This is a genomic window from Brucella cytisi (assembly GCF_038433355.1).
Lineage (GTDB): Bacteria > Pseudomonadota > Alphaproteobacteria > Rhizobiales > Rhizobiaceae > Brucella > Brucella cytisi.
Map to the genome: position 1 here is coordinate 17,430 of NZ_JBCAUP010000029.1, position 13,525 is coordinate 30,954.

The window sequence follows — 13,525 nt, forward strand, 5'->3', positions numbered from 1 at the left end:
CTCGAAAGGACGTCGATCCGGGTCCGAAAACCAAGGAGCAGAAAGGTTTGGGGGTGAAGCACGCCAGTTTCTTTACGGGCGTTGTTTTTTTACTTCTGCAATGTAGAGATGTGTCGGGGGCATATATACGGGGGGAGTCGGTGCATAAACCAGTCGCGACAAGAAGTGATGGACGCTTCCGGTGAATGGCCATGTCCGCGAGCTGTCCTCCCCCGCCGCCAGTATTTCACCGCTGTTTCGCCTGGCGCTGATCAAAGGCGAGGAAGCATCGGTCCTGCTTCATCTTCGTCGACACGCACCTGTCAACGGAAGGGACGCTAACGGCAGAACGCCACTAATGATAGCCGCAACGAATGGGCGATCGGGTATCTGCGAACTGCTCGTTCTGGAGGGCGCTGATGTGTCCCTCAGGGACACTGAGGGGTGCACTGCCGTCGACCTGGCCACAAGATTCGGTCATCATGTTATCGCTGCCAGTCTCGAGGCTAGAATAGCCGTGTCGCCGTCTCCGGTCCCAGACGAAACTGCAGCCGCTGATCCGGGTGAGGAGAGCATCGAAGGCTGGGAGGCCGAAGCAGAGTTTCATGCTCCTGCTGACAATCGTGTCGCTGATCATGATGCGATTGCACTACAGGTTGCTATCGCATCACACCGTGTGACGCGGGAACGCGACGAGTGGGAAACCGCCGATATTTCTCTCCCCGCAAGTACGACGGAAAAAGCCACCGTCGCGATCCCGCAGTCCGTTTACGCAGTGATTGCCAATGGTCTGGCTGCGGGATGGCTTACTGATGAGGCGGTAAATACTGCATGGGCGCGGGCCAAGCCGCAGCATATCCGTCAACTGCGGCAGTTGCTCGCCGCGGCCAACGTCAGGATTTTCCCTGCCCGTCCCGGGGACCCGTTCCAGTGCATCAGCAACGCGGAACCGGCAAGTCGGGATCTCCATCTCTGCCAAGAGGTTTTCGACAGTTTCCGCGATGCGTGCACCAGCCAGCTGGACACAGCTGAGAAATACAGGATGGAGATTGCCGGGTTCGGACCATTCAGCCCCGATCGAGAGGTTAGAATTTTCGGTAAGGTTGCTGAAGCCCGAGCGCGCCTCGTAGAAGCGTTGACCGGGCTTCTGAAGATAACTCCCATGGCTTTGCAGAGTGAACTTCTGCAAACCGAAGAGGTTGTGGACGACTCCCAAGAGGCTGATGACGGCGGCGATTTCTCCGTGACCGAAGATGATCTGACAGTCGAATCGGGCGTCAGCGAACCCTCAGCAACGGAGCTCTTCTTCCGGGATTTTGTGAAGCTCTTCAATGAACTCGAGCAAAAGAGTTCGGACAGGCAAGACCTCGAAACTCTCAGACAGGCGCTCGATACCTACAGGAAGGCTCGAGACCGGGGTATGGAGGGAGGCCTGAAGCTCGTGCCCTGGCTGGCGTACCGATACCGCACAAGAGGATTACCAATAGAAGACCTGATTCAGGAGGGCAACATCGGGCTGATGCGGGCGGTTGAAAAGTTTGACAGCACCAAAGGCAGCAGGTTCGGTTCCTATGCGGTCTGGTGGATACGCCAGGCAATGTTGCGGGCCATCGAGGACCAGTCTCGCCTCATACGCGTCCCGGTTCATATCGGTGAGTTTGTCAGAAAGACTGAACGCATCCGGCAACGAACGAGGGCCGGGCTCGGTCGCGAGGCGAGCGTCGAAGAAATTGCGGGCGAACTGCAAGTTTCTCCTGGAAAGATCAAAAGCGTTCTCGCCATCCCGGGCCCCCCTTTCCCTGCTCTTTCGCGATTGCGGGTCGATGATAGAGTGCCGCTGCCTGACCGCCGACATGACCTGTCAAACCTGCGCTCCCTTACAAGCGAAATGCTTTTGATGCTGCCGGCGAGAACGGAGCGCGTACTTCGTCTCCGTTTCGGTATGGGGGGCGTTGAGGAGCACACGCTCGAAGAGGTCGGAGAGAAATTCGACGTGACAAGAGAACGCATCCGGCAGATCGAAGCGAAGGGCTTGCGAATTCTCCGGCACCCGAACAGGTCAAGGAAACTGGAGGCGTTCCTTTGAGTGGACTGATCAAAGGTGCGAGAAATGCGCCACCGCGTGCCAGTGCCATGATCGAGGCGCTGCGTGGGCTGGGCTACTCTGCAGCCACAGCGCTTGCTGACATCATTGATAACAGCATCGCCGCCAATGCCACGACGGTCGATCTCACGTTCGTCTGGAACGGTACATCGAGTGCTATTTCCATTCTCGACAACGGCGATGGAATGGATGACGTGCTTCTTGATCGGGCTATGCGTCTCGGTGAAAAGGGTCCCCTCGAAGAGCGCGGCAAGAGCGATCTCGGGCGGTTCGGCCTCGGTCTGAAAACTGCCTCTTTTTCGCAGGCACGACGCCTTACCGTAGCATCACGGAAAGGCAATGTTACCAGCGTCCTTAGATGGGACCTCGATGTCCTGCGCGACGACAGGAGCGGCTCCTGGTCACTGCTTGAGGGGCCAGCGCCCGGGTCAGAGGAGCTTTTGAAAAATCTGGAACCTCTCGACCATGGGACGCTCGTGCTTTGGGAGAAAATGGACCGGATTGTCCCGCGCGGTGCACGGTCGCAGGATTTTCTCGAGGTGATTGATGTGATCGAGAAACATCTGGCAATGGTTTTTCATCGGTACATTGCCTCACGGAAGCTGACGATCCGTATCAACGGCAAGCCAGTGCAGGCATGGGACCCTTTTCTCGAAAGCCGATCGGACACGTGGCGCTCCGGCCGCGACCGGTTCGCTGTCAATGGTTACGAAATAGCGGTCGAAGGGTTTGTTCTTCCGCACAAGGATCGTCTTCCTGAGAAAACCTGGGCCGAGGCGGCCGGACCCGATGGCTGGACATCGCAGCAGGGCTTTTACGTCTATCGGAACGAACGCCTGCTCGTAGCGGGGCATTGGCTCGGACTTGGTCGCGGCCGTTCATGGACGAAGGAAGAGCCTTTCCGTCTTGCAAGGATCAGGCTCGATATACCCAACAGCGCCGATGAGGACTGGACGATCGACATACGAAAATCGACAGCGCGGCCTCCATTGGAGGCCCGTCCCCGCCTGTCCCTGTTTGCCGAAGATGTCCGTCAGCGGGCACGAAAAGTGTTTGCGTTCCGCGGCAAACCGGATCGAAGCGCAAAAACCGGACCGGTCGCACCGGCGTGGCGTGCCGATCGTCTGTCCGGCGGTATCCGATACAGAATAGATGAACACCATACAGCGGTAGCCGCAGTGCTCGAGCAGGCGGGTCAACTGCGCGCCGACGTTCTGGCGATGCTCCGGATCATAGAAGAAACAGTCCCGGTCCAGCAAATCTGGCTGGATACGGCTGAGGCGAAGGACACACCCAAGACCGGCTTCGAGGGGACCCCGCCAGACGAGCTGAAATCCATCATGCAGACAGTATTCAACAGTCTCGTCAACCGAAAGGGCCTGTCGCAAGAACAGGCTCGCCGGCAGATGGCAGTGACAGAGCCGTTCGATGCATGGTCCTCATTTGTCGAAACACTCACATTTGAACCAAAGGAATAGTTTTTTGAGCAACGAAAAAGTTGTCAAGTTTGCCCAGGAACTCCTGATGGAAGAGGAGCGAAGTGGGATCAGCCCTGGATTGATCAGTACAAAGATCGATCAGGTGCTGATGTTCAAACCTGCCTGGAGGGAGGGACTGGATCGCGACGCTGCCATCAATGAACTGGTTCGCCGTTTCAGCATCTGGGTAGGCGCGGATTCGACAATCCAGAACGATGAAGGTCACAAAGCGTGGCTCAACGCGGGTCGGAAAGGCGACTGGCGTTACTGGCAGCGTTACCGCGAATATCTCGAGGGAAAAATGTCGGTTGTTGCTGTGGAGGGGCTCGACCGGTCGACGGATACCATACTTGGCATGCTCGAGGACCCTGCACGTGACGGGCCATGGGACCGGCGAGGGCTGGTGGTCGGCCATGTGCAATCGGGCAAGACTGGAAACTATACCGGGCTTGTCTGCAAGGCGGCCGACGCAGGCTACAAGATCATTATTGTACTCGCCGGCCTCCACAACAATCTCAGATCCCAGACGCAAATGCGCCTCGATGAAGGTTTTCTCGGTTATGAAACCCGACCGATCGCCGATGATATCCGGGAGATCGGCGTTGGCCTTATCGACCGGGATCCGTCCATCCGTCCCAACTACGTTACCAACCGGACCAATAATGGCGACTTCAGCACCGCGCGGGCCAATACCCTCGGGATCACGCCCGAACAGCGCCCCTGGTTGTTCGTCATCAAGAAAAACAAGACGGTTCTGGAGCGCCTGCTCGGCTGGATTCGGCATCATGTCGCAGACGGACAGGATGAGAACGGACGCAGGATTGTGCAACGGCTGCCACTGCTCCTGATCGATGACGAAGCCGATCACGCTTCGGTCGATACGGGAGAGCAGGTATTCGGGGAGGACGGAGCGCCCGACGAGGAGCACCAGCCGACTGCCATCAACAGTCTTACCCGCAAGATTCTGCATACTTTTACGCGCTCCGCGTATGTTGGATACACCGCGACGCCGTTTGCAAACATTTTTATTCACGAAAGAGGACAGACCAAAGAGGAAGGTCCCGATCTTTTCCCCTCGGCCTTCATCGTAAACCTGGCGGCACCCTCCAGTTATGTGGGCCCTGCGCAGATCTTCGGCTTGCAGTCGACGTCGGGGCGGACCGCAGGGCTGCCCCTGTTCCGGCCCGTTGCAGATCACACCGGCGAAGACGGCAAGGGCGGCTGGATGCCGCACACACACAAGAATGGCTACGTGCCCCTGACAGACCGCGAAAGTGGTCTGCCGCTGTCACTTGAACAGGCAATTGACTCGTTCCTAATTGCCTGTGCGGTACGTGATCTGAGGGGTCAGGGCGATGCCCATTCCTCGATGCTCGTCCATGTGACGCGATTTACCTCTGTCCAGAAACACGTTCACGAAAAGGTCGAAAACTACGTTTCCAAGCTGAAGCAGCGTCTTGTCCGTCGGATCGGCCACGAAACGGCTGTTGGTCGCCTTGAGCAATTCTGGCTCTCGGACTTCGTGCCGACAAGCGCCACAGCACAGTCAGAATTTCCGGTTTTCGCGGACGACGCCAGCCTGCCCGAATGGTCCGAGGTACTGGAGATGGTCACCCGGATCATCGCCGACGTCGACGTCAGAATGATCAACGGGACAGCGAAGGACGCGCTGGATTATGCCGATCAGCAGGGTCAAGGTCTGAAGGTAATCGCGGTCGGTGGAGACAAGTTGTCCCGAGGTCTCACTCTTGAAGGCCTTTGCACAAGTTACTTTCTGCGCACCTCCAAGATGTATGACACTCTCATGCAGATGGGCAGATGGTTCGGTTATCGGCCGGGCTACATCGATCTGTGCCGGCTGTACACGACCGATGAACTTGCCGACTGGTTCGGACACATCGCGGACGCGGCAGAAGAGTTGCGGGAGGAGTTCGATCTGATGGCAGCGGCAGGTTCGACACCCCGGGACTATGGGCTGAAGGTCCAATCCCATCCGGTGCTACTCGTGACATCCCGGCTCAAAATGCGATCAGCACGAAGCCTTATGCTATCGTTCAGCGGCCAGGTTTCTGAAACGATATCTCTTTTTTCAGAGAAGGGCGTCTTGCAACGAAATCTGGACGCAACAGCCAGCCTGGTGCGCCAGCTCGGTCCCGGCGAGGATGACCCGGTTCGACAGCGTGGCCACAGCACATCGCAATGGAAGGGTCGCCTGTGGAATGATGTTCCCGCAGCACAGGTCATTGATTTCCTCAACGCATACAAGACCCACCCGGACGCCTACAAGGTGAACAGCGTCTTGCTTGCCGAGTTCATCACCCGGATGAACGTGGACCGGGAGCTTACCAGCTGGACTGTGGCGGTGATCGGCGGCGGACGCGGGAAATCCTTCCCGCTGACGGAAGATCTCGAAATCCAGATGGCGAAGCGCACGGCAGAAGGGCCCGGTAACCGATACTCGATCGGGCGGTTGCTTTCACCGCGGGATGAGGCGATCGATCTGACCGGGGAAGAATGGACTGCTGCCCTTGATGCCACGAGGAAGGGCTGGAAGCCTGACCCTGCTCGGTCAAAATCCACGGAACCGCCTGATGAGCCATCCGGCCCATCAATCCGCAAAGTTCGGGGTGAAGGTGTGCCCGGACAGGCCGGTCATCCCGAGCGCGGACTGTTGCTGCTGTATGTCCTGGATCCGGCAGAGGCGGGGGCGCCCGTTGATCCCCTTCTCCCGCCTGTCGTCGCGTTCGGTATCAGCTTCCCCTCGAGCCACTCAGGCACGAAGGTCGAATACAAGGTCAACAACGTTGCATGGACACAGGAGTACGGCGGTGCTGACTGATACTGACGAACTGGAAACTGCATGGCGTGCACTGGCTGGCCAGAAAGCCGACAAGGGCTGGCTGACCGTGGCACTCGGTCATTCCAGTCCACGGTTCAGGGGTGGCATTGTTTTCCCGGAGGGCGGGGAAACCCTGCTGGTCGGCTTTAACGTTGGTTCAGAACTCCGGAAGGCCGATCTTCCTGAAGGAACCGGTTTCCGGGTCGAGATCTCAAAAGAGAGTTTTTCGGCCGGTTTCAGCACCTGGTTATGCCTGACGCGTCAGTCCGGGGCCGGCCGTGATCTGTTCGTTCAAATGGCAGCTGATATCGTTTCTGCACTCTCCCGCACGACGACACAGTCCGATTCCTGGCTGTTGAGCCTCATGCTGGCCCGGATCCGGGCATGGCAGGAATTTATGCGGAAACCACGCACCGACCTCCTGCGCCCCGAAGAGGAGCTTGGTCTGTTTGGCGAGTTGACTTTCATGCGGGAAGCAATCGCCGGTGGAGCGGCCGTTGCAGACGTGGTGCATGCATGGAACGGTCCCTCAAGAAGCCTCCAGGATTTTCAGACCGCTGTGATCGGCGTCGAGGTCAAGGCAACGCTGTCGGTGAAAAGCTTTTCTGCACATATCAGCTCACTGGAACAGCTGGACGGAATGAAAGAACGGGCCGTTCTTCTGGCCGCAATCCGTTTCAGCCTGCACGACGCGGGCCAGACCCTTCCCGAGCTAATTAGCGCGATGAGGCAACTTGCCGCCGACGGAGACGTACTCTCCACCCTTAACCGGACGCTTATGTTGTCCGGTTTCGTGGACGAGGCTTCGGAACTCTACAAACGGCGGTTTATCCCCCTCAACATTCGGCTCTTCGAAGTGAACGAAGCATTCCCCGCACTTGTTCGCAGCAGGACAAGCCCGGAGATCCGCGCTGCCGAGTATGAAATTGATCTTGATCTCGTGGCTTGCGTCCCTCTGACGCTTGGAGCCGCATTGCAGCAATACGGAGTTTTCAGCGAATGACACTTGAGGAATTTCTCGTCCAGACCCAGTCAGAGGTGCGGTCGATGGTATCGGACCGGATGGTCGCCGGAACCTATCTCAAGGATGAAGCGGCGTTTACGGACGTTGTTATGCAGCACATGGCAGAATGCGGGATGACGTTCGATCCTCGTGTCCTCCATATAGAGCGGACCGTTTCGGGTTCGAAGCTGAAGCTCAATGGATATGCGGTCTCCGACGACGCTGACCAGGTGGATTTGTTTGTTACGCTCTATGACGGGGTCGACACTGTACAGCCAATTGCGGACGCAGACGTCGTGCGCGCGGCAGAGCAGTGCCTCAAATTTCTCGGAAAGTCTGCCGACGGAAAGCTCGTGGCCGCGATCGACCCCTCCGATGACGCCTATGAGTTCAGCCTTACGATCAAGGATTGCTACGAAGATCTCGAGCAGATCAGGGTTTACATTTTGACGGACCGCCAGGCAAAAACGCGCGTCTTCAAGCCCCGGGATGTCGCAGGGAAATCAGTCCGCCTCGAGGTCATGGATATAGAACGTCTCCACCGTCACTGGTCCGAAGGCAAACCCCGTGACGAGCTTGTAGTCAGTTTCGAGGAAGTCTGTGGCTCTCCCCTACCCTGTGTCTATGTCCCGGGCGAAAACGAGGAATACGACTACGCGCTCACTGCAATTCCAGGGGCGACGCTGCGGCTGCTGTATGAGCGCTACGGAGCAAGGCTGCTCGAAGCCAACGTACGATCATTCCTCAGTCAGACCGGCAAGGTCAACAAGGGTATCCGGGATACGCTGCGTGATGCACCCGAACGTTTCATGGCCTACAATAACGGTATTGTATTGATTGCGGACGAGGCGAGCCTTGCGCGCGCGGCCGACGGTTCAATGGGCCTCGCGTGGCTTAAAGGCATGCAGATCGTGAACGGCGGCCAGACGACTGCGTCGATATATTTCACAAAGCGCAAACATCCTGACATTGATCTCACGCGCGTACGTGTGCCCGCAAAGGTTATTGTCCTGCATTCCCATAACCCTGACGCCGAGGAGCTGCTGATCAGCGATATCTCGCGCTATGCAAACAGCCAGAATGCGGTGAAAGTATCGGACCTGTCGGCAAACAAGCCGTTTCACGTCGAGCTGGAGAAGCTCGCGCTCTCGACCTATTGCCCGGATGGTACCAACAGGTGGTTCTACGAACGTGCGGCGGGAAGCTACAACGTAATGCTTGCCCGTGAGGGGACGACGCCGGCGAGGCTGCGGCAGATCAAGGAAGCTATCCCGCCCGGTCGAAAGATCACAAAGACCGACTTGGCGAAATACGTTCAGGCTTGGGGCCGCAAACCTCAGATCGTGTCTCTCGGCAACCAGAAGAACTTCGACCGCTTCATGTCGGATGACGACACCGTCACCTCAGTTGTTCCAGACGTCTCGAGATACAAGCACGCAATTGCGCAGACTATCCTTTTTCGAACGGCTCAGAAGATCGTGCGGGCCGGGGGATTCCAGGCGTACCAGGCAAATATCACCGCCTACACGGTCGCGTCATTGTCTGAGATTGCCGGCAGCAGGTTATCGCTGGATGCCATTTGGCAAAAGCAGGGTCTGTCATCGCAGCTTTCCGGGTACATCAGCAAGCTGGCTGTGCGGGTGAACGATATCCTGAGGGACGATGCGGGTGCCCGGCAGGTATCGGAATGGGCTAAGAAGGACGAATGCTGGGAGAGTCTGAAATCATCGTCGCTGCCGCCGCCTCCTGGAGACATCCCTGAAATGTCGCGTAGTCACGCATGACGGGCGGTGTTCTCTCAGCAGCCTTCAGTGGTGCTGTGTTCAAGCGATTGAGTGCAGTCGAGACGGACATCACTCGCTCCAACCAGCACGAGTTTAACGGTTCAAAGCCCCTGATCGGACTGTTCGGGAAAGAGCATCCGCAAAAGTTGCCAACAGACTTCATCAGGATGTCTGACGACGGCAGTGTTTTGGCCGAAACCGGGATGCTCACCTGGTACGATGCTCGGGCTCGGCATCCCACGCGATCCGAGTACAGGCTGTACTACTACGACAATTTGGTGACCGCGAAGGCGCGCGAAGGCGACTTTCTCCTTATCGGTAAGAGGCACGACGGTTCGACGCTCGTTTTAATGGCTCCCGGTTCCGGCTTGGCGGCAGCCCGAATTGCATGGTTGTTCGGGATCGAAGTTGAGCCAGGTGCCGCGTTTGCCGCTCTGGACCTCAGTGAAGATGAGCGTTCGGCCCTTGGTGATGGGTTCGGAATTTCGCCAGACAAAGGATCGTTGTGGGAAAGCGAGCTGGATCCGGTCTTGTCGGATGACGGAAAAAGCAGGCTGCCGGCTGTCCGGGCGGTACAGCAGCTTATCGGCGTAGAAAGAGACTGGAAGAGTGGTGGTGACTGGCTGACCGCATCGGGCGAAGAGGATGGTTCTCCATCGTCGCTGAATGACATTGCACATCTGCTCGCCGGTTCCGGCTTGGCCAAGTCGCCGAGTTGATAGCGAAGAGCTCGAAAATTGTCGGTTCCTCTAGCGTGCCTCATTTGCGTGGAGTCTCTCACCGTCAACCTGGCGTAGCGAAGACAGTCTTTGCTTCAGCATATCTTTGATATGCATATAGTTCTCGCCACCCTTCGCCATGTGGATGTGAACTGCCTTATGGCAGTTCGGGCATAGGAGGGCGAAATCTGCGGCTGTAACCCTGTATTCTGCCGTTTTGCTGGCGATCGGGATAATGTGGTGGGCTTCAATATAGGGAACTCCGTAGCGCAAGTTGAAATCGTCATCGCATATTTCGCATCGGGATGCGTTTTTGCTCTTAACCAAGCTCACAGCCAGTGTGCTTCTTTCGGTACGGATGTGTGTGACATACGTTTGACGCCCCTCCGGCAGTGACCAATCATCGACATCCTGCACATCTCCGATATTGGCCCACCGCTCCAGGGTGACGAATTTCTTTTCAATGGAGGCTACGGCAAACAGTCCTTCGAAGTACCAGTTTCTTCCGCGATCCGTGAAAAGCAGGATTGGATATCCTGCCTGGGGCTGCTCCAGCAGGACCCTGTTTGCTATCTCATCATAGGAGATGACATCCTTCCTCGCCTTGAACGAGTAGTTGTAAGTAGTCATTGTCTCGTCGAGCCAGCCATCGTGCACATATGAGCCAGGACGGGTTTTGATGATAACCGCACGGGTTTTCTCTCCCGACCTGATCCAGTTTATCCCCTGTTGTGGCGTGTTGCCGATAACGAAGTCCGTTCCATCGTAGTAGGGGGATTCAGCGACTTTCGAGAACTGGATTACATCAAAGAGGTTTCGCTTGCTGATCATCACGCCTTGCTTGATGTCAAATATTTCCTTCGCACTACTCAAAATCATTGGAACTTCTCGGCCTTTTTGCCGTCACGCAGACGTCTATGAAGATTCTCTTTCCGGAGGCAGTGTGCGTATGTTTACTTCCCATTTCATGAAAATCGAAAGCGCAGAGAGCGTAGCTGCTCCTCGGTGAAGAAATGCCAACTAGGGGCAAGACCAATATGCTCTTGAAGGGATTCAAACACTCCGCGCCAAATTAATCGACCATCGCCGCCGGTAAGTGCTTGTTTTTAGCTAACGACGGTCGTATTTCTGCTTTCCGGCGCTTGCTATAACTCGCTTACTCTCTACGTCAAATGTTTGTTGCAACTTATCCGCGAAACCCTCGCCGACGGGTATTTTTAAATCGAATAGTTCATTCTCGCGCTGCTCTTCACGCGCGAGATACGAGATGAACTGTTTGGTGCGTTCTAAACGAATTCTCACCCGTTCCGTCCGCTCTCTGCTCAGGAAAAGCTTATACTCTTCATTTGCGTATGACGTTATACTGTTACAAACCTGTTCATCGTAATAATTACAATCGGCAAATACAAGATCAAGATATGTGAAGGTGAATGCGAGCTCGTTAAGCATATACAAGCCATAGTTGGTCGTTCGTACTTGATCAACACTTTCATCAAAATAGTCTAGACGGTTATTCGCCTCGACAAACCCATGCTGCAGAAGAATATCCATGCATTGCGCGAAATCTTCAGCCATCCGGAACGTTTCAACGAAGTAGGACCGCAGTTCGGCAATTGTCACAAAGTCGGACGAGCCTCCTCCAATATTTTTTGCAAGCCGTCGCAAAATTCGTAAACTCGTAAAATGCGAGGCTAGCCTGCTGTCGCGAGCTTGGAAAATGTTCGGAATATCGCTGAGCTGTTCGTCGTAGAAATAGCGCGTCGGCACCATGACTGGCTTGATTACTTGGTGGATTTGGAAATTCCACCGGCCGGCGTCAAGCATTTCCTGCACGTTAGTATAACCGGAGAGCAGAAATGATCGGAATAAATCCAGCGTAAGCCTTATGTCACCGTGTCCGCATGCCGTAAGAAAACTGTTGAGTGGGGATTCGGTATCACGGATCCCACTCGCAACGATCTCTAGATATTTGCAGCAATCATTTATAAGATCGGCATCCGTAGCAGCTGTTATCTCCGAGCGCCGCTTTTCGTTCCGCAATAGGCCGATCGTGTATTCAAGGCGCTTAAGGAAAACTGTTGAAGGCTTAGGGGAGCTGAGATGGAAACCGGAGTTTTGGAAGGCATCCAAGACGCCATGTATTTTCGAGTTGTGAAAGCGCTCCTCGCGCATGGAGATCAGCGTGATGCATGACAGGCTCCGCGCAATCTCTTGGGCCGTCGTAAAGCAGAAATCTTGAATTGGGCCACTGTACTGGTCAGTATTATCGATAACAACGACCACGCCCTTACCGGCTGCAGCGCTATTTTCAGCTAAACGGGTTGCACAATATTCAAGATCGTTTTTCCAAGCCGAAACAAGGGAGTTCAACCTGTCATTATATATTTCACCGCCCCTCGGCAGGCCTGAAAGCTCCTGACGCGAAGCTGTTTCAAACCTGTCCGAAAAAAGATCTCGCAACAAGACTTCGCGGGGTGAGGACAGCGTCTGGTCAACATCGAGGTCGCGAACAAGACGACGCCAGATTTCCGAATGTATCCGTGACTTCTCTTCGGGAACCTCTAACATGTCGACAACGGCAGTAACTGCGTTGTCTCTCAACCACCTTGGCGGCGTGTGCCTAAGTAATCTTCTAATGAAGGTCGATTTTCCGGCTCCCTTCCCTCCAAAGAGAACGAGAACCTCACCACCACGCGCATTTTTCAAATTCTTTGTGATGCGACCGCCGATTGACCCGCCTTTTCCGGTGTCGCTTAACTGCTCCACTCCATATTGCTCGAAATATGGAGTCAGGGAGTCCTTAATAACCGATCTCATTCCTGAAAGGACCTGATTGTAATTTCGATCAGATACATAGCACCGATCCATGAGCTCTGTCTGATCATCTGAAATGACGCCAAAGAGCCGGTTGACGATCGGCCGTAACGTTGAGGCAAGACGGTTAGACGAAATCGGGTGCGAGTACGGCAGTATCCGATCTTTGGCGATATAAACTTGACGATCCTTCGGTGGTGCGCTCGACAACGTACTGACGAGAGACGCATGTTCCGTAATGGCGATGAAGGAGAAAGCATTCGTTGCCTTGGTGCTTTCCTCTAAGAAGAATCTAAGGTCTCGTATAACGAAGGCCTTAAGCTCATCCCAACGTTTCCCTTTTTCGAAACATTTGAATGCAATCCACTCGTTCCCGTTTGTGATTGCCGCATACTCACACCCGACATCCATGCAGTACTCACGCACCTGCTGCATAGTCGATCTAATATTGGCATCGCTTTGAAGCTGTTTGATACCGAGATAGCAAAACAACTCTCCGGCTTTATGAGGGATTGGTAGTTCGAAGGCTTTTCCGATACGCTTTGCTTCGACCAGAAACATGAACTCGCCATTGGGGCGCGTTAAAACGTAGTCAGCAAATCCAGGCGCAATAAACTCTTCGACCTTTGTTCTTGCCCTCGGCCAACCAAGTATATCGTGCAAAACGGTGTCGATGACCTTGTGCCGGGTTTCCGCCTCGTTGGCCTCTTCTGTTTTAAGAATAGCTGCTAGATCAAGCAAGTCGTGCATTTATCGGCCTATCAAACATCTGACGACCGAAGCTTGACACCAAAAGGATCGAGAG

At 55.3% G+C, this 13,525-nt stretch carries 8 protein-coding genes; 6 read left to right on the forward strand and 2 right to left on the reverse strand.

Annotation, left to right across the window (positions count from 1 at the left end; all coding sequences use genetic code 11):
- Positions 1-181: 181 nt before the first annotated feature.
- Genes AAE521_RS22200 through AAE521_RS22225 form a run of 6 tightly spaced genes read left to right on the forward strand, consistent with a single transcriptional unit; the run spans position 182 to position 9,906 of the window.
- Positions 182-2,065, forward strand: a complete 1,884-nt coding sequence (locus tag AAE521_RS22200) for a sigma-70 family RNA polymerase sigma factor (protein ID WP_342062502.1) — start codon at positions 182-184, stop codon at positions 2,063-2,065.
- Positions 2,062-3,561, forward strand: a complete 1,500-nt coding sequence (locus AAE521_RS22205) for an ATP-binding protein (RefSeq protein WP_342062503.1) — start codon at positions 2,062-2,064, stop codon at positions 3,559-3,561. Before AAE521_RS22200 ends, AAE521_RS22205 begins: the two co-directional genes overlap by 4 nt.
- Positions 3,562-3,565: 4 nt before the next feature.
- Entirely contained in the window at positions 3,566-6,400 is a 2,835-nt protein-coding gene (locus tag AAE521_RS22210) for a Z1 domain-containing protein (RefSeq protein ID WP_342062504.1), read from the forward strand.
- Positions 6,390-7,403, forward strand: coding sequence for a PD-(D/E)XK motif protein (locus AAE521_RS22215; RefSeq protein WP_162748878.1), 1,014 nt, complete (start codon positions 6,390-6,392; stop codon positions 7,401-7,403). The genes AAE521_RS22210 and AAE521_RS22215 overlap by 11 nt, the downstream gene beginning before the upstream one ends.
- On the forward strand, positions 7,400-9,187 hold the full coding sequence (locus AAE521_RS22220; RefSeq protein WP_342062505.1) for an AIPR family protein: 1,788 nt from the start codon (positions 7,400-7,402) through the stop codon (positions 9,185-9,187). Before AAE521_RS22215 ends, AAE521_RS22220 begins: the two co-directional genes overlap by 4 nt.
- Positions 9,184-9,906 (forward strand): hypothetical protein, encoded by a 723-nt coding sequence (locus tag AAE521_RS22225; protein WP_342062506.1) that lies wholly within the window; start codon positions 9,184-9,186, stop codon positions 9,904-9,906. The genes AAE521_RS22220 and AAE521_RS22225 overlap by 4 nt, the downstream gene beginning before the upstream one ends.
- Positions 9,907-9,936: 30 nt before the next feature.
- Here the strand turns inward: AAE521_RS22225 and AAE521_RS22230 are convergent, their stop codons facing one another.
- Complete coding sequence (locus AAE521_RS22230) at positions 9,937-10,785, reverse strand: HNH endonuclease (RefSeq protein WP_342062507.1); 849 nt, start codon at positions 10,783-10,785, stop codon at positions 9,937-9,939.
- 231 nt (positions 10,786-11,016) lie between these two features.
- Entirely contained in the window at positions 11,017-13,470 is a 2,454-nt protein-coding gene (locus tag AAE521_RS22235) for a hypothetical protein (protein ID WP_342062508.1), read from the reverse strand.
- Between the last annotated feature and the right edge of the window lie 55 nt (positions 13,471-13,525).